Raw genomic sequence first — 20001 nt, forward strand, 5'->3', positions numbered from 1 at the left:
AGTTTTATTATCATTCCAGTAAAACCAAGTTGGAGATAACTATGATAGTAACTACAACGAAATTTGGTCAACACCACCTAATTTTAATAGCAAATACTAATGAGAATAGTACGCCTCAGCTTGTTGAAGTCAATTGGTTATTAAATGACAAATCATGGCGTGATTCTAAATCATTTGATAAGATTAAAAAGCACTATGTGCTTAATGATGATGACTTTAAGTTTATAGACAAAAATGACTTGAGCAGTAGTGATGCTACTCAATCTTTACTACTGACGGCTATCGAACAGCTTAATGAGTATGCTGATGGCAGACGTAACGCTTTTGATTTGCCGTTAGACATCTCTTTGGGTACCGAATTTCAGCAGCAGGTATGGCAAGCTCTACAAGGTATCAATCATGGCGAAACCATCAGCTATGCGACACTGGCAAAGCGCGTTGGTAATCCTAAGGGCTTTCGTGCGGTGGCCAACGCTAATGGCAAAAACCCTTTTAGTATTATTGTGCCTTGTCACCGAGTGATTGCTAGTGATGGCAAGCTGGGTGGTTATACTGGTGGATTAGATAAGAAGCGTTATCTACTTGAGCTTGAGGGGTCGATGAGCAAGTTCTAATGTCAATAATTATAATAAAAGGGTATGAGAAGCAAGAAAGCCAAACGCTAAAAACGTTTGGCTTTCTTGTATTAAATTATCAATTATTAAATGAGCAACGATATCTATTGTTCAAGTTGTGCCATGACATCAGCAGAGAAGTTTACATTGCTATAAACCTCTTGCACATCATCTATATCTTCTAACATATCAATCATTTTCATGACTTTTTCGGCATCATCGACATTGTCTATTTCAGCAATGGTTGATGGCGACATTGTCACTTCAGCATTATCGGAGACCAATTCTGCCGCATTAAGGGCATCTTTAACTTGGCCGAAATTGTCTACATCAGTGACCACAAGTAGCGATGTTCCGTCATTTTCGATATCGAGTGCGCCAGCGTCTAAGGCCACTAACATTACATCATCTTCTAAACTAACATCATTAAAAGTGATTTCACCGCGCTTAGTAAATAAATAAGCAACTGAACCTGAAGTACCCAAATTACCATCGAATTTGGTAAAGGCATGACGTACTTCACTGACGGTACGATTGACGTTGTCAGTCATCGTCTCGACCAGAACAGCGACACCGCCCACACCATAGCCTTCATAGCTAATTTCATCCATGTTTTCAGTATCGCCGCCACCTGTGCCGCGATCAACCGCGCGATTAATGGTATCGCGGGTCATATTAACCGATAAGCCTTTTTCTATAGCGGCGCGAAGACGTGGGTTTTTGTCAGGATCAGGATCTCCTTGCTTAGCGGCGGAAACGATTTCACGAATAACTTTGGTAAATATTTTACCTCTTACTGCATCCTGACGGGCCTTGCGATGTTTGATGTTTGCCCATTTTGAATGACCTGCCATAGTATGTCCTTAAGTGCTATATGCTTTTTAGTATGATATCAATGTGAGTCATACCTATTATATATACTGCGTTATAACCAAGTTTACATGTTTTAGTACATACCAATCTCAGCATAACTAAGCGCTGTATTTACTGTTGTAATGTTATAAGCTTACACCGACATTAGCAATTTGTATGTTGTTGAGCGCTATTTTTTGCTACACTGTGGCATCTTACACGTTGCAACAATGGTTATAAGCGATCAATATTATAGACCAATTTTGCGTATTTTGACTAATTTGCGCTTATTCATCACACTTTAAATCATGAAGTGCTACCCAGCCATTGATTTTATGAAGCCACTGACTCTATGAAGCAACCAACCGCTGAAGCTATTACTCATTTGCGTAACCGCATTCACATCATTATTGAAGGCACAGATACTCGTTTGGGTAAGCTCTTTGATATTGTATTGTTGATTGCAATTTTAGCCAGTGTCGCCGTAGTAATGCTTGATAGTGTGTTATATATGCGCTTGCAGTATGGCACACTGTTTTTTTATGCAGAATGGTTTTTTACCATTTTATTTACGATTGAGTATAGTCTCAGGCTATTTTCGGCCCCCAATCGACTTCGGTATGTTTTTAGTTTTTTTGGTATAGTAGATTTATTGTCTGTATTGCCAAGCTATCTAAGTTTAATTTTTGTAGGGGTACAGTACCTGCTGGTAATACGTATCTTACGTATTTTGCGTATTTTTCGTGTGCTCAAGCTCAAAGCCTACATGCAGCAGGCAGGTTTTTTGGCCTCTGCACTCAAAACCAGCCAGCAAAAAATCACCGTGTTTTTCTTGTCACTTGTCCTACTAGTGACCATCTTTGGTTCGGTTATTTATGTGGTAGAAGGACCGGAGAATGGCTTTACAAGCATTCCATTATCTATCTATTGGGCAGTTGTTACCATGACCACAGTAGGTTACGGGGACATCTCGCCAAAGACACCGCTGGGTCAAGCAATTGCGACCATGGTCATGATTACAGGTTATTCGATCATCGCAGTACCAACGGGTATCTTTACATCAGAGCTGGCACGTAACATGCGACCACAGCTTAATCCTATTACTTGCCCTAATTGTGGAAAGTTTGGTCATGCCGTTGGCGCCACATTTTGCGATCGTTGTGGGCATGCGCTGCATGTCTAAACGCCTTTAGTGCTACTATTGTACTTTTTATAATTCAATGTATTCATCAACCAAAGGTGAGAGATCGATTTCAACACCAAGGTTCACCAAATTCCAATATTGTCCTGACACAGTACGATCAAGCATCATTGTCGTTGCAGAAGGCTGAAACTGACCAAAGTATTTTAGGGACGTGCGCATTTGAGTGATGGCTTCATGATGCACCTGACTACTAGAAAAATCAAAAGCGTCTTGTTGATAAGGCAAAATAGATAAAGGTTTAAGACCAATAGCAAGCCACTCTTGGTAGAATTCGCCAGGAATGTCCGTATCATCAGTCCGGCGTATGCCTAGCGCAACCAAGTCCTGTTCAAGAGCAGTCACATCGGCTTTTATAGCATGCTTGGCAAACCGTCGAAATAACTGTACTTCGTTATCGCTATAGCTGCGAATACCACCAAAATCATAAGCGACTACGCTACCATCAGTCCGAAAAGCAAAATTACCTGGATGAGGATCACAGTGCATTCGGTATAAACCAAATAGCTGACCGGCGGTAAAATGAAACAATCTTTCTGCTATTTTTTGCTTGATATCATTGTCCCAGGTCGCAGCTACCGTCAAATTTTCTCCCATCTCTTCTGTCAAGGTCAAAATTCGTTTGGAAGAATGGCTGCCTATGACTTTGGGTATTATAAGACCTTTATCTTCGGCGTGAAATGCACCAAATACCCGTAAGTTATGCGCCTCTTTAGTATAGTCAAGCTCATCATAGAGGCTTTGCCGTATCTCATTAAATAGCTTATCTTGTAGCTCGCGGCTCATATTAAGCACACCAGCAATTTTTAGCGCCACACGTACTTGTTTTAGGTCACTGTCACAATTTTCATCCACATCGGGATATTGAACTTTCACCACCACCTTTTGGCCAGAGGGGAGAGTGGCTTTATGTACTTGACCAATAGAAGCAGCTGCAAAAGGGGTTTCTTCAAATTCATCAAACAGCTCATCGATGGGCGCTTTAAGCTCGCGCTCTACTTGTGCGCGTATCTGTGCATACTGCATGGGCGGCGCATCTTTTTGCAGTTTTTCAAGCGCAGTTGCCACTTCTGGTGGAAATACATCTTTGTATTGCGAAGCGATTTGTCCCACTTTCATGACAGCGCCTTTCATCTCGCCAAGGGTCTCAGCGATTTGAACACCCACATCTTGCATCAGTGCTGAGCGTGCCTCCAAACGTTTTTCTTCGTCACTAGAGAGGTGCTTTAGTGAGTTTTTAGCGGCCTTTCCTGCAATACTTGCAGTCATACCAGCAAGTTTCATAAAGCGTTTTCCGGACGATTTTGCCATTCATATCACCGTATATTATTTTTTTGGTTTTTGTCCAAAAATTAAGAGTTGTTCTAAGAACAAGCTATGTTTGATGCAATTTTCCTACCAATAAAACATTTCATACCAAAACCAAATTGGCATTTTTTGACAATGTGTCTCACGAAGTCTTATTTGCAGTAGGTAATAGTGCAGTATTATTCAGATCAATACCGTATAAATTTATCAACCAGTAATCGAGTGCCATCTGATACCCTAAGTGACCTAAACCACATATTACTCCCATTGCCACATCGCTCAAGTAAGAATGATGCCGAAAAGGTTCACGAGTATGAACGTTTGAAAGATGCACTTCTATGAACGGCTTTTGGGTAGCCAGTAAGGCGTCGCGGATGGCAACTGATGTATGAGTGAATGCAGCTGGATTAATAATAATAGCATCTACTTGTAAGCTTATATCTGTCAATAATCCGTGCTGTTGAATAGCATCAACGAGCTGACCCTCATGATTGGACTGAACACAAATAAGTTCAATGTCATGACATGCTGCTCGCGTCGCCAGACATGTTTCAATATCGATAAGTGTGGTATGGCCATAAATTTCAGGTTCGCGTTTACCCAGTAGATTTAGGTTCACCCCATTGAGAAGTAGTATTCTACGTGTTTGTAAACTGTCTGTTTTTGCGCTCGTAGCTGATAAAGAGGGGGCACTCATAAGTTTCTCTATGGATTAAAATGAATGTAGTGTTGGGCACTTGTAGTACAAATAAAAAAACTGCTATGTCAGATATGGGACTTTATCACAATAGCTCAATCATAAGTTTATAAAAAATTACATAGAAAACTTACCTAAATAGCAAAAACCATGTTAAATGACTTTGTGTTGCTAAAAACCCATGCTATGATATTTTTAAGTAGTAAGTCTTACAACTTTGTTGCTCTCGTCTTTAAAGCAGTGCTAAAGATTAATTATCTATAGACGATGATGCAGTATCGTTACTAGGCATATTAGGATATAACAATTTCATTTAAGAAAACGTTTTTATTATTTAATAAAAATAAGTGTCCTGATATATTTTAAGTGTAATTTTTAAATAACCTTATTTAAATTGTTGTTAGTTAAATAAGTGATTTCATAATCTTAGACCCCGTTTACATGCAATGCTGCAAAGGAAGTTGGGGCTAGGTGTAATTTTAGGAAGCAATATTATGTCAGATCGTGAGCAAGGTGTCGTTAAGTGGTTTAATGATTCAAAAGGCTTTGGTTTTATTCAACGCAATAGTGGTGAAGATATTTTTGTTCATTTTCGAGCGATTCAAGGTGATGGTTATCGCTCTTTAAAAGATGGCGAAAAAGTCGAATTCAATGTGGTTGAAGGCCAAAAAGGCCTACAAGCTGAAGAAGTTAGGAAAGTGGAAGACTGATCCGTCTATTATATCAGTTTAGGTTTAATAGTTTTATTGACTACTGATATACTACTGAGTCAAGCCTGTCTAGATTATCGATATTGCAATATTGATATATAGACCTTGGGCTTGGCTTTTTTACGTTAAAGCTTTACCAAGGTTTATGGTAGGCTTGTTATCATGCGAGTCTGTTATTACTACTATATAAGGATGATTTTTTGAGTCACTTTACAACATTTACTGATCTACCACTTTTGACGCCAACATTGCGGGCAATCAGTGATTTGGGCTTTACTGAATTAACGCCTATCCAAGCTCAAATATTACCCCATACTTTGGCACATCAAGATGCAATTGGACAAGCGCAAACGGGAACAGGAAAGACGGCAACTTTTTTGATTACTATCATGGAGGCCTTGCTTAAGCGTCCTTTTCAGGAAGAAGAAGAGCGTCATTTGGGAGAGCCGCGCGCAGTAATAATGGCACCGACACGTGAGCTTGCCCAGCAGATTTTTGACGATTGTATTGCTTTGACCAAATATACAGAATTACACAGCGTATGTATTATGGGTGGCACCAATTATGAGACTCAGCAGCACGAGCTCGAACGTCAATATGTCGATATCTTGGTTGCGACACCGGGGCGTTTGATAGATCTTATGCATAAAGGCATGCTTTATTTGGATCGAGTAGAGGTGCTGGTATTAGACGAAGCGGATCGTATGCTTGATATGGGTTTTATCCCTGATATCAAGCGCTTAGTAGGTCGGATGCCAGCCAATACGGATCGTCAAAGCTTACTATTCTCAGCGACATTTAACCAAGATGTTATGAATCTTGCTTATCGCTGGTTGCATGAGCCAGAGTTTGTCGAAATCGAGCCTGAGCACAAGACCAGTGAGCTAGTAGACCAACACTTTTACTTATTAACAGAAGATCAAAAGCTAGAAGCGTTGCAGCGTATTATCACCGATAAGTCAGTAGAAAAAGTCATTGTCTTCGCCAATCGAAAGGATCAAGTAAAACGTTTGTATCATAAACTGCGTCAGTCTCATAAAATCGTTATGTTATCAGGTGATGTGATTCAGCAAAAGCGTGAAAAATATTTGCAGCGTTTTAAAGATGGTAATGCCTCAATCTTAGTTGCAACCGATGTGGCAGGGCGCGGCATTCATGTTGATGATATTAGCCATGTGATTAACTATACTTTACCAGATCAGCCCGATGATTATGTACATCGTATTGGTCGTACTGGGCGCGCTGGCCAAACAGGTATTAGCATCAGCTTTGTAAGTGAAGACGATGCTTTTAATTTGCCAGCGTTAGAGAAGCATTTGGATACCAAGTTTAGCCTTGAGCAATGGCAGCAGTAATTGTATCAATATTAAAAAGTTAGTACTGACAGAAAAAAGCCTGCAGCGATATTAACGTTGCGGGCTTTTTTCGACATGCTTATATTTTCTTACAAGCTCATAGGAGATTGGTTTTTTATGAGCGTAACTATTGAGAGTGGTTCATAGTGTCTGCGTCAGTATCCATATTATGCATACTATGGTCCATCTGACTCATATCATGATGATTAGAGCCGCCTGCTTCAGATGTTATAGCAGCAGGGTTGCCATGACTCATGTGTGTATCGCCACCATGTCCGCCGTGCATATTAGCCATGATAATGGGCACAAACATAACAGCCATTCCCGATAGTACCATCACTACACCGTTTAGTTGGCGTAAGCGAAAGCGACCAATTTTATCACGCATCCAACCAACCGTTTCATGAGTGGCAACTAGCATCGGTACTGTACCGAGACCAAAAACAAACATCAGCGCTGCGCCTCCTAAAGGGTTATGAGCGACGACTGCGATGAGTAGGGCACCATACACGAGTCCGCAGGGTAAAAATCCCCATAACAGACCAGCGGTCAATGCGCGTGGAAAAGTAGTGAGTGGAAATACCTTTTGGCGTAGCGGCCCAAGAAATTGCCAAAAGCGCATACCAAAACGCTCAAGCTTGGTTAAAAAAGGCGCGCCCAACATAGTAATGCCAACAAGTACGAGCACCAAGCCTAAAAGAATGCGCGGCATACTATTGCCCATCATCAGAGGCTCAAGTACGGTTGTACCGATCAATCCTGCCAGCAAACCCAAAAACGAGTAGCTAAGTAGACGTCCAAGATGATAAGTGGCGACCAAACCTCGGCGCTTGGCCGGGCTTACGTCCTTCATCGACAATCCAAAGGCAGTAACCAGTCCGCCACACATGCCTAAGCAGTGCGGTGAACCAAAAAACCCCATCAATAATGCTGCAACTAATAATGCTGTGGTCATAAGCAGCACCTCTTAAAATATGTAGTAAACGAAGATAGTATTTTATTAAAAGTCAAAATAATAACGCACTTATAAAAATCTAATGCTATTCTTTAGTATCGACATCAGTATTTAGTGGCTGATGAGCGTCCAGATTAAAGCTTTCATCATCAGCGGTAGTGATTATAGTATCCGTTTTCTCAGCAGAATTAGCTGATTTATGCGACTGGATAACTTGACGACGCTCTTGACGATCATCCAAGATAATGCGCTGTGAGGCATTATCTAAGTCCTCAAATTGATTGGATTTTACGGCGTAACGAACAGCCCAAATAGCTACCACGAACAGCATCAAGCTTAGTGGAATCAATAAAAATATACTGAGCATGGCAAACCTCTTGAATAGCCGCTTATTCTATTATTATACACTTATCGCAAGTGTAATAAATTTAACTTTATGATTGAAATTTATGCAATGAAATCTGCATAGCTTTGAGATACCTAAATCATTAGTTAAAGGTTTTAACCGCATTACCTCGAGGGGTTAATAATTGTTGAATACTAACGTCTTCTGCAAGCCGGCAGTCTAATTGCGGGCGCAAGATATCACGTAGGTAGGCAGCTATTTCATAAACAGCACGTCTTGAATGGCTCAAGTTTTGTGCAGGCTCCATCCAATCAAGTGACACAGGTAATGGCGCGTTTATAGGCGTACTATTGACCCCATTTAAAGCAAATTGTCTGCGAGCTCGCGCCATATGGTAATTATCGGTGATAAGGTACACATGGTATAAAGGCACACGCTTGGCAGTAAACCGAGCGTTTTCACAGGTGTTCATACTGGCATTTTCGCTAATGGGTTCATCGATGCCATGCTCTATAAGCCATTGACTCATCCAAGGTGCCTCAGCGCCACTGATGATAATAGGTAGGGGCAAGTCATGATAGGCAATGGCAGCAGTACGGATACGGTTGAGACTATAACCATTGAGAATGATTTGGTTGCTATTGTCGTTAGTGAGACCGCCGCCAAGGACAACGTAGGCAGAAGGTGGTGAGCTCATAGCATCAGCTGGTATGGCAGGTAGCGTTAGATGATCGAACACATAAATGACTGCGCGAGAAAATAGCGGCGTGAACAGACTAACGAGTATTAATGTGATGGCCGTCGAACCCAATAAGAAAGTTATATTGATGATACGGAACAACTTAATCATGCGTTCAGCGGAACGTAAGTAGTGGCGAGATAGCCTATGAGACCATGAACGCTTAGACCTCATGCTCACCATATCCAACTGTACCATCAGCATTAACCCAAACCGGCTCACGAGCTAAAGTGATAGCAAACTTTTCATAGATACAGTTTATGATATGGTTTTGGGCAGCTAACACATCAGCTTGAGTGGCTTGATAGGGACTATGATTGGTAAGGACTAACGCTTGTTTTTTATGAGTAATGATGGGTTTAATACCACCACCTTTTAAGCCTGCTTGCTCTATTAACCAGCCTGCTGCAACTTTAACTGTCGCATCTGGCATTGGGTAGCCGACGATATTAGGGTAGATGCTTTGTAATGATGTAAACAGGCTTAGATTGATAATAGGGTTTTGAAAAAAACTACCACAATTGGGAAGCTGCGCCGGGTTAGGAAGTTTTTGTTGACGAATATTGATGATAGCATGCATTACATCGATAGGCGTCAATTGACCGCGCCCTTGCAGCTTGGCATAGCGTTGAGCCACTGTCTGTACATCACCATAGCTTGCCAAAACCTTTGTCGCATCAGTATGCAAACGAAAGCCCACCCGGCTAATCAGCCAAGTATTTGGTGTGCGCTTAAAAATACTATCGCGATAACCAAACTTACAATCAGCAGCAGTAAGGTGGTGCCAAGTTTTGGTTGGTAAATGATAAGCGCGAACATACTGCAAACGATCCTCTAGCTGCACACCATAAGCACCGATATTTTGCACAGGAGCTGCCCCAGTGAGGCCTGGTATCAACGCTAAATTTTCTAGCCCGTACCAGCCTTGATTGACGGTATGAATAACCAGATCATGCCAGTTTTCACCTGCCATCACTTCAATATCGACATGATCTTGGGTCTGATTGATAAGGGTGATACCACGCATGTCTGGTCGTAATACGGTCGCTTGCAGTTGCGTGGGCAGTAAGACGTTGCTACCACCAGATAGCACAAACAATGAGGAATTAAGTTCACTATCGTCTGTATAACTTGCCATAAAATGGTCTAGCTGTGCCTCGCTTGTCAAAGTCACTACAGTGTCAGCGATGCAAGCGAGCGCCATTGTGTTGGCGTAAGACAGATCATGCAAGCAATCGTACTGAGCATTAGGAGCATGGTGCAAATCTGTAGTCATAACACGACCTATTAGACAAATAAATAAAAACCATCAAAGCAGCAGCCAAGTATAAGCTAGACTTTAATACGCTGGCTATTATAAGGGATATACGGTATAAAAGCAGATAAAATGCTTAGGTTTTGGTGCTTGGTATCGTGATGCTGAGCAATCTAAATCTCCCTTACATGGCTTTCCAGCTTTCAATCCATGCTTTGGCGCTCGATTCAACACGTTCAATGACGTCTTCAAAATCATCTCCATCACCCTTATAAGGATCTGGAACGTCGTCGCCGCCATAAGTAGGGTCTTCTTCGCTAAATAATGCCAATTTAGCTAGAGGCGCTTGCGATGTATTATTAATACTATCTTTTAATGCTTGCAGGTCAGCCAAGTTCTGAGCATCCATTGCTAGAATCAAATCAAATTCGCGAAAATCATCAGCATTTATCTGCCGTGCAACCAGTTTACTAATATTATAACCGTGACCTTTAGCGTGACGCTGAGATCGGACATCAGGAGCATTACCAATGTTCCAATCACCTGTACCTGCTGAGTCTACCTTGATAGAGAGTCCTGCAATGGCAATCTGTTGACGAAAAATTTCCTCAGCAGTTGGTGAACGACAAATATTACCTAGGCAAACCAATAGAACAGAAGATGGAGCGGAAGCTTTTACCAGCATAACATGACCTTTTATGACAAAAATGCTCTATAAGACCCATATGAGATGTATGGCTTATTAGCATGTCAATAAATAAGTGAGGGCTAATTTATAACAATAACCGGCGGTTACTCTTGCACATTTTAACGATTTTACTTGAAGACTATTATTATTTAGCGTGGCTTGATAAGCGTAACGATTAACGTCACAAATAACAAGCACACAGGCTCAACAATAAGCTTTGTTAATCTTGTTGATGTTTAAAACGTTGTAAATCACGGCGCTGCTTTTTGTTGGGTTTATTGTCAGGACGTGCAAGGTTGGCAAGTTTGCGCTGTTCAGCGTAGTAGGCACGGCGCTCTTCGCTCTCTTCAGTCTCTGAATACAACACTTGGGCGGCAGTTGCGTTGCCACGTTGCGCGGTTAATGCCTCGACGATGACGGTCTTTTCAGTCATAGCAGTGGCCGAGCCTTGCCTGATACTCAGCTCATCTCCAACCGCAATCTCTTTGCTCGTTTTGACACGGCTACCTGCATAATGCACACGCCCACTTTCGATCGCTTCTTTGGCAAGCGTACGAGTGCGATAAAACCGCGCTGCCCACAACCATTTATCGAGCCGCATACGCACAGTATCAGGTTTGCTGTGACTGGGCTGATTATGGTTTTTATTATGTTTACTCATCAAAACCTCATAGATATCAACTAAGTAAGATAATAATGGTGTTTTTTTTACAAATTAAAAGAGTAATAGCCTAAGTTAACATCAGTTACACCATTGTTTTTCACATGGTATACCATCGTGGTTACCGTCCATTTTTGTATTTGGGCAGTTATTTATAAAGTATGTAGCTTCTGCGCATGAGGTCATCTGAGAGCAGTGTCTTCTACCATCGCATGAAAAACTTGGCGCTACTGTTTGTGACGTTAATACTGGACTTGCTGCCAAGATTGACGATGAAGTTGAATCTGAATCAACGTACGTTGGTGGTATATTATCAAGGTCATCAGATGTGAAAGCCACGCCAGTTGATGTATGAGTCGCCGCATTAGATATAGGATCACTCGTGACATTTTTGGGTTGAAGGACTCTGTAGCCTACCATTGCTAATGTCAGCAATATAGCGATCATCAATATGTTCTTTATCACTGCTCAATACCTATTAATAATATTTACCATAAATGAACGCTATGAGTTTATCAATGGTGGTTTTTTAATCGATTATAAAACCGCCATTGATACTGATAACTTATGTCTATTTTACTACTTTAAAAACAACTGATAGCCGATATTGTCATTTAGCATCGTACAGTCATAACCGATATCGAGTAGGGCGTCTTGTAATTGACGAGAGTTGCTCTCAGAAGCTTGTAAGCCGACCAACACGCGACCTTCGGCGGCGCCATGATTGCGGTAATGGAAAAGCGTGATATTAAAGTCGTCGCCCAGCTTTTCTAAAAATGTCAATAAAGCCCCCGGACGTTCAGGAAAGGTGATTTTTAGCAACTGCTCGTTTTCAACATGAGCATGACCGCCAATCAGATGACGAATGTGCGATTTGGCGATATCGTCATCAGTCAAATCATGTGCTGTATAGCCGTCAGCCGTCAATTGATTATTGATCGTTTGACGTTCTCTCTCACCATCTTTTAAGGCAATACCGACAAAGATTGACGCAGGCTCCATTGAGTCTGGTGATTTTTTGCTATCAGCGCGGTAGTTAAACTCAGTAATATTACGGCCATGTAAGCTGCGGCAGAAATTTAAAAATGCGCCAGTTTGCTCAGGAATAGTCACGCCAAAGATGGCTTCTTTTTTCTCCCCGATCTCAGTACGTTCAGCGATATAACGTAGGCGATCAAAATTCATATTGGCACCGCAAATGATACCAACGCAGTTTTTACCTTGTAAATCATTGGCTTCAATATACTTTTTCATACCAGCGACTGATAATGCGCCAGCAGGCTCAACGATACTACGGTTTTCTTCAAAAATATCCTTAATGGCAGCGCAGACTTCATCGTTGGTACAGGTCACAACTTCAGGCTCGACAATCGGTCCTGAACGATCGATTTTTTGCGTACGTACGACGTCAAAAGGCAACTCACCAATTTGAGCAACTGCCACCCCATCGACGAACAAACCGACTTGCTCAAGTCTGACTCGCTCGTCTGCTGCAAGCGCCGCTTTGAGCGATGCTGATTGTTCCGCTTCTACGGCGATGACTTTGACATGGGGAGCCACTTCACCCAAAAATGCTGCAACGCCAGAAATCAAACCACCACCGCCTACCGCAACGAAAACATAATCCATGTTGCGCCACTGCTGCGTCAGCTCAAGTCCGATAGTACCTTGGCCGGCAATGACCAATTCATCGTCGTAAGGTGGGATAAAAGTTAAGCCTTCACGCTCAGCACGATCAATTGCATAACGGTTGGCTTGATCGAAGCTGTCGCCGTGCAAGTCGACATTACCGCCAAGTGCTTTTACCGCATCGACTTTGATATCCGGTGTGGTCGTTGGCATAACAATGATGTTGTTCAACGCTAATTTGCGTGCAGAGTAAGCAACGCCTTGCGCATGGTTGCCTGCTGAAGCGCAAATGACGCCGCGCGCTTTTTGCTCATCGCTTAATTGACTAATGCGGTTATAAGCCCCGCGCAATTTAAAGGATTTGACTGGTTGTAAGTCTTCACGTTTAAGTCGAATATCATTGGTAAAACGCTGGGTCAGCTTGGGTGCAGCCTCAAGTGGTGTTTGAATAGCAACGTCATAAACCGTGGCTTGCAAGATGGCTCGTACCCAATGAGATAGCATAATATTCCCTAAACAAGTGATGAATGAAGATAAAAACGAAATAGATTAGCCTATGCTGATTTTGACTATCTTGCAAGACTCAATTGCAAGTTTTACTTAGAATTTGACGCTATATTCATGTTAAATATTGAATCATTCCAAATAGTGTAATGAAGCAAGGACTCAATGAGAATTGGTATTACGCTAACATCGATTAAAATCATCGGTTATAATAGCCGCGCATTTTACCTTTTTATAGTGTTAAGTTTATTTTGCCAAGGATTTATGATGAGTGATCAGCAAGCACAAAAGCAAGCCGCAGCCAAAGCTGCTCTAGGTTATATTGAAGATGATATGATACTTGGGGTAGGAACGGGCAGTACGGTCAACTGTTTGATTGAATTGTTGCCCGCCTTAAAACTTGCTGGTGCTGTTGCTAGCTCACAAATGACCGAAGATAAACTTCGCGCTTTGGGTATCGAGATTGTCGATCTAAACTTTGCCGGAACGCTTGATGTCTATATCGATGGTGCTGATGAAGTTAATGAACATCTACAGTTGATCAAGGGTGGTGGTGGAGCGCTCACACGTGAAAAAATCGTCGCCGCAGCGTCTAATAAGTTTATCTGTATGGTCGATGAAAGCAAACGTGTAGATATATTGGGCCGAGATTTTCCAGTGCCGATCGAAGTGCTGCCGCAAGCACGTTCGTATGTTGCGCGTCAACTAGCAGCTTTGGGCGGTGAGCCTGTTTATCGTGAGGACTTTGTCACAGATTATGGTAATGTGATTTTGGATACTTATGATTTGGATGTCAGCAATCCAATCGCTCTTGAAAAAGAGTTGAATAATATCGTAGGCGTGGTGTGTAATGGTATTTTTGCGGCCAACCAAGCAGATGTATTGCTAAAAGCGGGTAGTGATGGCGTGACGACATTGACTCGCTAAAAAAGGCTCGTTGAATACTCAACGAGTTGCTAATGGTAGATCAAAAATTAAAAAGGCAGAACACTATAAATGTGTTCTGCCTTTTTTTATGGATAATATTCTATTAATAGTTTGCTTAGTTATCTATGTTAGTCGTCTATGAAGGCAACTTGATTTTATCTTTTAATAAAAATTCCATCAAAGCTTTTTGTGCATGTAGGCGATTTTCTGCTTCATCCCATACTACTGAGCGTGGATCATCGAGCATATCATGAGAAATCTCCTCACCGCGATGTGCAGGCAAGCAATGCATAAACACCACTTCAGGGTCAGCCTTATCCAATAGCGACGGTGTCACTTGATAAGGGGCAAAACGACGCGCGCGAGTATTTTGCTCGGACTCTTGTCCCATACTTGCCCAAACATCAGTGACGATCAGGTTCGAATCTTTTGCGGCATCTTGTACGTTTTCAACCAAGCTGACGCAGTGTGAAAAGCGCTTCATTAACTTGGGATCTGGCTCAAAACCGTACGGCGCTGCGACACGTAGCTCAAAACCAAATTGATTAGCGGCTTGCATAAATGATGAGCACATGTTGTTACCGTCACCGACCCAGGTGACGATTTTATTTTCAATACTGCCGCGATGCTCATAGTAAGTTTGCATATCAGCGAGCAGTTGACAGGGATGAAACTCATCGGTTAGAGCGTTGATAATGGGGACGCCTGAGTACTTGGCAAAGGTTTCAACCTTTTCATGACCAAAGGTGCGAATCATTATAATATCGACCATACTTGAGATCACGCGAGCTGAGTCTTCTAACGGTTCGCCGCGACCAAGCTGCGTATCGTTTGGCGACAAAAAAATGGCGCTACCGCCAAACTGCCCCATACCCGTCTCAAAGGAGATACGCGTGCGAGTTGATGACTTCTCAAATATCATACCAAGCGTACGTCCAACAAAGGGCTGATATATCTCGCCTGCATGCTGCATTTTACGCAGCTCGCTTGCACGTTTGATTAGGTTTTCTAGCTCTTGTTTGGTTAAATCAGATAAGGTCAAAAAATGGCGCAAACTCATAGCAATCCTAGCAGTCGATCACAGTCAATGAAACGTTATCAGCCGTCAATGGCGACAGTCAGCTTTAAGCTGTAGTGACAACAAACTTTTAGTATAGCGTAATTACTTTCAATGTAAACGCCAAATTTATATAACCGTTGGCAGTCAGGTAGTGAGCCTGTAGTAGTAGGTTGAGCAAGAATACAGCTGCCCTATGCTCGCTTAGGACGAGCACTCAATCTACATAGTAGCTCGTAGCCGATCGTGCCTGCATGACTGGCCACTTCATCAACATGTGGCATGGCGCCCCATAATACAACTTTACTATCAAGCGCGATATCTACAGGAGCTGCACTCAAATCAACCACAATCATATCCATAGCAACTCGTCCACGGATAGGGCAGCGGTAGCTTATATTACTATTGGCATCGACAATACAAACATAAGCATCGTCGCTAATGACGCGTGGATAGCCGTCCCCATAGCCGATACTGACGAGAGCAGTCCTAGTATCTTGCTCTGCAGTCCAGCGGCTGCCATAGCCAATGGCCTCACCAGTATTGACTATATGCATCGCCATAATACGAGCACTAAATTCCATTGCAGGCTTTAGGTTTAGGTCGATAGCCGACTGATCAATGACAGGGGAGCTGCCATAGAGCATGATACCTGGACGTACCCAATCATGATGGTGTTCAGAGAAGTTTACTATGCCTGCTGAGTTACATAACGAGCCTTCGATACTTGGGGTTATGTGCTGTTGCAAATACTCCAACATGTCAGAAAAGCGCTGTATTTGAGTGGCGTTTAGCGGATGGTCACGATCATCAGCATTGGCAAAATGTGTTGTAAGAATAAGTTGATAACCTGCATCGTGTAAACGCTGTGCCGCTTCTATGACTGTTTTTTCATCAAAACCTAAGCGATTCATACCAGTATTATATTTTAGCCAGACCTGCCGCGCTGGGCTATCCTCGGCTGGGATGTTCTCTAGTGCCCAGTTTAACTGCGGTGTGTGGTGAATCACGCAGCTGCAAGCATTATCGATGGCTTGCTGCCATTCATCAGCGCTAAATACCCCTTCGACTAGGCCAATTGCTTTATCCCAGCCCAATTGCCGTGCCTCCATCGCCTCAGCAAACGTTGCCACACCGATACCATCTGCTTGCTTTAGTGCTGGCAATACAGCGGCCACGCCGTGACCATAAGCGTTGGCTTTTACCATCGCCAGTACTTTAGCACCAGGCGCACGTTTTTTGACTTGAGTTAAATTGTGAGTAAGAGCAGCAGGGTCAATAGTAATGTTAGCGGTGCGCATAGTTCGTTTCTTTATTAGTGTTTGGACGTTAGATAGTAGTTATAAATAGCAGTTGTAGTCAATTCGCTATAAAAACGATATAGCGAGACTGGTATAAGTGTTTCGCAGCCTCTGTCAACGTAGACACAGTAAGCAAGAAAAATTTATACCAGTTGCGTATCACGTTACAACGTAATGATTTTATAATAAATTGATAGTTATTAATTGGGTATTATTCATCGTCAAAAGTCACCCCTTGATAGTACTCAGGGGTCAGGTTGATAAAGCGGGTAAATTGTCCTTCAAAACCTAGTCGTATGGTACCGATAGGGCCGTTACGCTGCTTACCGATGATGACTTCAGCCACACCTTTATGGTCTGAGTTTTCATTGTAAACTTCATCACGATAAATGAACATAATCAAATCGGCATCCTGCTCAATCGCGCCAGACTCACGCAGATCAGACATGATTGGACGCTTATTGGGCCGATTCTCTAGGCTTCGGTTCAGCTGCGATAAGGCAATGACTGGGCATTCAAGCTCACGTGCTAGCGCTTTTAGGCTACGAGAGATTTCCGATATTTCTCCAACACGGTTACCATCAAGACTGGGGACTTTCATCAATTGTAGATAATCGACAATGATAGCGCCAATCTTACCATCATGGTTTTTTGCAATACGGCGGCAACGTGAGCGTAGCTCTGAGGGTGGCAGGGCAGTACTGTCATCGATATATAAATGTTTGGATTGCAGATGCTGAATGGCATTCATCATCTTTGCCCATTCATCTTCGTTCATTTGTCCTGAGCGTAGATTGGTTTGATTAATCGCGCCCCACGAAGACAACAGACGCATGACGATAGACTCTGCGGGCATCTCCATAGAAAATACCACAACAGGCAGGTTCTCGTTAAACAACACGCCTTCTGCCAAGTTCATCGCAAAAGTGGTCTTACCCATAGACGGGCGTGCGGCGACAATGACCAAATCGCCCGCTTGCAGGCCTTGAGTTTTGTTATTTAGCTCAGCGAATGGGGTTTGCAGTCCAATCATACCGTCGGGATTGGATTTGAGCTCTTGGATTTTATCGATTACATTGGTCAATACTGAGGTGATACCGACAGGTCCGCGCTGCTCAGCACGTTTGTTATGCTGCTCGTTGATACTAAAAATTTTACCTTCAACACTATCTAAAATATCACTAACGCTTTGATCTTTTGGGTTATATGCTAGAGTCAACATGTCGTTGCCAGTGGTAATAAGTTGGCGTAGGGTTGATAACTCTCGTACACGCTGAGCGTAGGCGGTCAGATTAAATAAGGTCGCTGGACTTTGGCTTAAAATGTCAGCCAAATAACTGTCACCACCAGCAGTTTTGAGCAGCTTTTGAGCCTCTAGCCAGTCATGCACCATGACCGTATCATAAGGCTCATTTACCGCTGCTAAGTGAGCAATGGCATCGAATATGTGTTGATGACGCCCTGCATAAAAGTCATCTTTGGTGACGATATCAGCAATCTTGTCATAGGCCTCTTCAATACTCATCAAAGAAGCCAGCAATGCTTTTTCAATATCTATATTGTGCGGAGGCTGTTGATTGAGTAAGTCATCGGTTTTACTGGTGTCTGCCATGTGTACCTAAGTATATGTATGAGTTGATGTATTGATAAGTTTATGCCGCTAAAAAAGACACAGATATTGTGCTTGCTATGGACGTCGCATTAGACGCTATATTATAAAATGGCGCATCCAGCACCAAGAGCGAGAGTAAGAGTAAGTACCATAAAATACGCTTCAAATAATGCTACAATCAAAAGCGAAATTCTAGCACATTATGATTACCATAAGGCTGTTTATAGATACTTTTCTCTATCTTTGTCAGGCATATAACGGGTATATTTGGTAGGTATTACCATTATCCAAATGACTAACAGAGCTATATAAAATACGGTAAAATCAAATAGTTAAATAAAAATAAGAGGTGAATGTATGAGTCAAAAACAACCCTTATTAATCACCACAGGTGAGCCTGCTGGTATCGGGATGGACGTGGTTTTGTTACTTGCGCAGGAGGGTAAGCTACAAAATCTTAATCGACCAATCTGGGTCATAGCCGATGCCAATGCTATGCAGGCACGTGCAGAGCAACTGCTAGCCACTGGCGCACTTAAAAGCTGTCCAACTTGGCAGAGTATTACAGTGACTCCATCGTCAATGACTGATGTAAATAATGCGGATTTTGATATAGCGAATAATGCATTCTTATTGTTGGATGTACCTTGCCCTGCGCCCGTGCAGGCAGGTTATATTGACACTAAGAATGCAGCAATGGTTGCCAAGCAATTAGAAATCGCTCATCAACTTGCAACAAATGAAACGGTAGCCGCCATCGTCACTGGACCGTTACAAAAATCTGCGTTAATTGACGCCGACATTAAACTTTTAGATGGCACGATGTTTAGTGGGCATACCGAGTTTTTTATGCAGCAAAGTGGTTGCAAAAAAGTAGTCATGATGCTGGCCAATCAGGCAATGAAAGTTGCGCTGGTGACCACTCACTTAGCGCTAAGAGATGTCCCTGCCGCTATCACCGCAGACAATGTCCGCCAAACAGTGCAAATTGTACTTGATGATATGCAATCGAAATTTGGTATGGCGAGTCCACGTATATTAGTTTGCGGACTCAATCCACATGCGGGTGAAGGTGGACATCTAGGCATGGAAGAGATTGAAATTATTAATCCAGTATTACAAGAATTTATTGCCGCTGGCGTAGATATCTCTGAGGCCATGCCCGCCGACACGTTGTTTACCACTAGGCATCTAAGTAATTGTGATGCGGTGATTGCTATGTATCATGACCAAGGACTGCCTGTGTTAAAGTCGCATGGTTTTGGCGATACGGTTAACTTAACACTAGGATTGCCTTATATTCGCACCTCAGTCGATCATGGTACAGCGCTGGACTTGGCAGGTCGCGGCGAGGCAAGTGCCACAAGCTTGTATCAAGCATTAATCATGGCGAATGAAATGGCTGATAAATCATTAACTACATCATAAATGCGTAATTTAGCTCAGGGCTAAAATGCAGCCAGATTATAAGCTATGGTATAATTTTGCACCAATAACAAAGCTATAAAAGTCACCTTGTTCATCGTATTATATTGTCGATGTCCAAGACCAAGCTATTGTATTGCTCTACATTCTCATTTTTATTTTACT

19 protein-coding genes and 1 pseudogene are annotated in these 20001 nt (G+C 42.4%); 6 read left to right on the forward strand and 14 right to left on the reverse strand.

All coding sequences use genetic code 11. The annotated features are described in order from the left end of the window. Positions 1–41 precede the first annotated feature (41 nt). Positions 42–614, forward strand: coding sequence for a methylated-DNA--[protein]-cysteine S-methyltransferase (locus tag Q0890_RS09825; protein ID WP_299220182.1), 573 nt, complete (start codon positions 42–44; stop codon positions 612–614). 104 nt (positions 615–718) lie between these two features. Here Q0890_RS09825 and Q0890_RS09830 read toward each other — a convergent pair whose 3' ends face one another. Continuing rightward, positions 719–1468: a YebC/PmpR family DNA-binding transcriptional regulator gene (locus Q0890_RS09830; protein WP_299220183.1), complete on the reverse strand. Its 750-nt coding sequence runs from the start codon at positions 1466–1468 to the stop codon at positions 719–721. A gap of 350 nt (positions 1469–1818) precedes the next feature. On the opposite strand from Q0890_RS09830, the gene Q0890_RS09835 reads away from it, so the two are divergent. Then, positions 1819–2649 (forward strand): ion transporter, encoded by an 831-nt coding sequence (locus Q0890_RS09835; protein ID WP_299220185.1) that lies wholly within the window; start codon positions 1819–1821, stop codon positions 2647–2649. Between the two features lie 27 nt (positions 2650–2676). Here Q0890_RS09835 and Q0890_RS09840 read toward each other — a convergent pair whose 3' ends face one another. Both Q0890_RS09840 and aroQ read right to left on the reverse strand, forming a co-directional pair. Then, positions 2677–3978, reverse strand: coding sequence for an AarF/ABC1/UbiB kinase family protein (locus tag Q0890_RS09840; RefSeq protein ID WP_299220187.1), 1302 nt, complete (start codon positions 3976–3978; stop codon positions 2677–2679). A gap of 139 nt (positions 3979–4117) precedes the next feature. Then, positions 4118–4672: a type II 3-dehydroquinate dehydratase gene (aroQ, locus tag Q0890_RS09845; RefSeq protein ID WP_299220189.1), complete on the reverse strand. Its 555-nt coding sequence runs from the start codon at positions 4670–4672 to the stop codon at positions 4118–4120. A 494-nt stretch (positions 4673–5166) separates the two neighbouring features. Between aroQ and Q0890_RS09850 the strand changes: the two genes are divergently transcribed. Together Q0890_RS09850 and Q0890_RS09855 are read left to right on the forward strand one after the other, a co-directional pair. Then, on the forward strand, positions 5167–5382 hold the full coding sequence (locus Q0890_RS09850) for a cold-shock protein (protein WP_058368907.1): 216 nt from the start codon (positions 5167–5169) through the stop codon (positions 5380–5382). A gap of 200 nt (positions 5383–5582) precedes the next feature. Beyond that, a complete protein-coding gene (locus Q0890_RS09855) occupies positions 5583–6737 on the forward strand; it encodes a DEAD/DEAH box helicase (RefSeq protein WP_299220192.1) in 1155 nt (384 codons plus the stop codon). Between the two features lie 127 nt (positions 6738–6864). Here Q0890_RS09855 and Q0890_RS09860 read toward each other — a convergent pair whose 3' ends face one another. From Q0890_RS09860 to ilvA, 8 genes and pseudogenes are all read right to left on the reverse strand, one after another. After that, complete coding sequence (locus Q0890_RS09860) at positions 6865–7692, reverse strand: sulfite exporter TauE/SafE family protein (RefSeq protein ID WP_299220194.1); 828 nt, start codon at positions 7690–7692, stop codon at positions 6865–6867. Positions 7693–7777: 85 nt separating this feature from the next. Then, positions 7778–8059 carry a cbb3-type cytochrome oxidase assembly protein CcoS gene (ccoS, locus tag Q0890_RS09865; protein ID WP_299220197.1) on the reverse strand — a complete coding sequence of 94 codons (282 nt, stop codon included), beginning with the start codon at positions 8057–8059 and terminating at the stop codon, positions 7778–7780. A 121-nt stretch (positions 8060–8180) separates the two neighbouring features. Continuing rightward, positions 8181–8951, reverse strand: a complete 771-nt coding sequence (locus Q0890_RS09870; RefSeq protein WP_299220198.1) for a YdcF family protein — start codon at positions 8949–8951, stop codon at positions 8181–8183. Beyond that, positions 8941–10053: a UDP-N-acetylmuramate dehydrogenase gene (gene murB / locus Q0890_RS09875; RefSeq protein ID WP_299220202.1), complete on the reverse strand. Its 1113-nt coding sequence runs from the start codon at positions 10051–10053 to the stop codon at positions 8941–8943. The genes Q0890_RS09870 and murB overlap by 11 nt, the downstream gene beginning before the upstream one ends. Positions 10054–10216: 163 nt before the next feature. Beyond that, entirely contained in the window at positions 10217–10717 is a 501-nt protein-coding gene (locus Q0890_RS09880; RefSeq protein ID WP_299220204.1) for a low molecular weight protein-tyrosine-phosphatase, read from the reverse strand. 223 nt (positions 10718–10940) lie between these two features. Continuing rightward, complete coding sequence (locus Q0890_RS09885) at positions 10941–11381, reverse strand: S4 domain-containing protein (RefSeq protein ID WP_299220207.1); 441 nt, start codon at positions 11379–11381, stop codon at positions 10941–10943. 81 nt (positions 11382–11462) lie between these two features. Continuing rightward, positions 11463–11636 (reverse strand): annotated as a pseudogene (locus tag Q0890_RS09890) (excalibur calcium-binding domain-containing protein); the annotation flags it as partial. Between the two features lie 324 nt (positions 11637–11960). After that, a complete protein-coding gene (ilvA, locus tag Q0890_RS09895; protein ID WP_299220209.1) occupies positions 11961–13514 on the reverse strand; it encodes a threonine ammonia-lyase, biosynthetic in 1554 nt (517 codons plus the stop codon). Positions 13515–13781: 267 nt separating this feature from the next. Between ilvA and rpiA the strand changes: the two genes are divergently transcribed. Continuing rightward, entirely contained in the window at positions 13782–14441 is a 660-nt protein-coding gene (gene rpiA, locus Q0890_RS09900) for a ribose-5-phosphate isomerase RpiA (protein ID WP_299220210.1), read from the forward strand. Positions 14442–14577: 136 nt separating this feature from the next. On the opposite strand, the gene argF is transcribed toward rpiA, so the two are convergent. The 3 genes from argF to dnaB all read right to left on the reverse strand — a co-directional run bounded on the left by argF (position 14578) and on the right by dnaB (position 18411). Next, on the reverse strand, positions 14578–15501 hold the full coding sequence (argF, locus tag Q0890_RS09905; protein ID WP_299220213.1) for an ornithine carbamoyltransferase: 924 nt from the start codon (positions 15499–15501) through the stop codon (positions 14578–14580). 191 nt (positions 15502–15692) lie between these two features. Further along, positions 15693–16799, reverse strand: a complete 1107-nt coding sequence (alr, locus tag Q0890_RS09910) for an alanine racemase (protein ID WP_299220215.1) — start codon at positions 16797–16799, stop codon at positions 15693–15695. 211 nt (positions 16800–17010) lie between these two features. Next, entirely contained in the window at positions 17011–18411 is a 1401-nt protein-coding gene (gene dnaB, locus Q0890_RS09915) for a replicative DNA helicase (RefSeq protein ID WP_299220218.1), read from the reverse strand. Between the two features lie 357 nt (positions 18412–18768). On the opposite strand from dnaB, the gene pdxA reads away from it, so the two are divergent. Beyond that, on the forward strand, positions 18769–19839 hold the full coding sequence (gene pdxA / locus Q0890_RS09920) for a 4-hydroxythreonine-4-phosphate dehydrogenase PdxA (RefSeq protein WP_299220220.1): 1071 nt from the start codon (positions 18769–18771) through the stop codon (positions 19837–19839). The last annotated feature ends 162 nt before the right edge of the window (positions 19840–20001 follow it).

This window comes from uncultured Psychrobacter sp., assembly GCF_947488565.1.
GTDB classification, from domain to species: domain Bacteria; phylum Pseudomonadota; class Gammaproteobacteria; order Pseudomonadales; family Moraxellaceae; genus Psychrobacter; species Psychrobacter saeujeotis.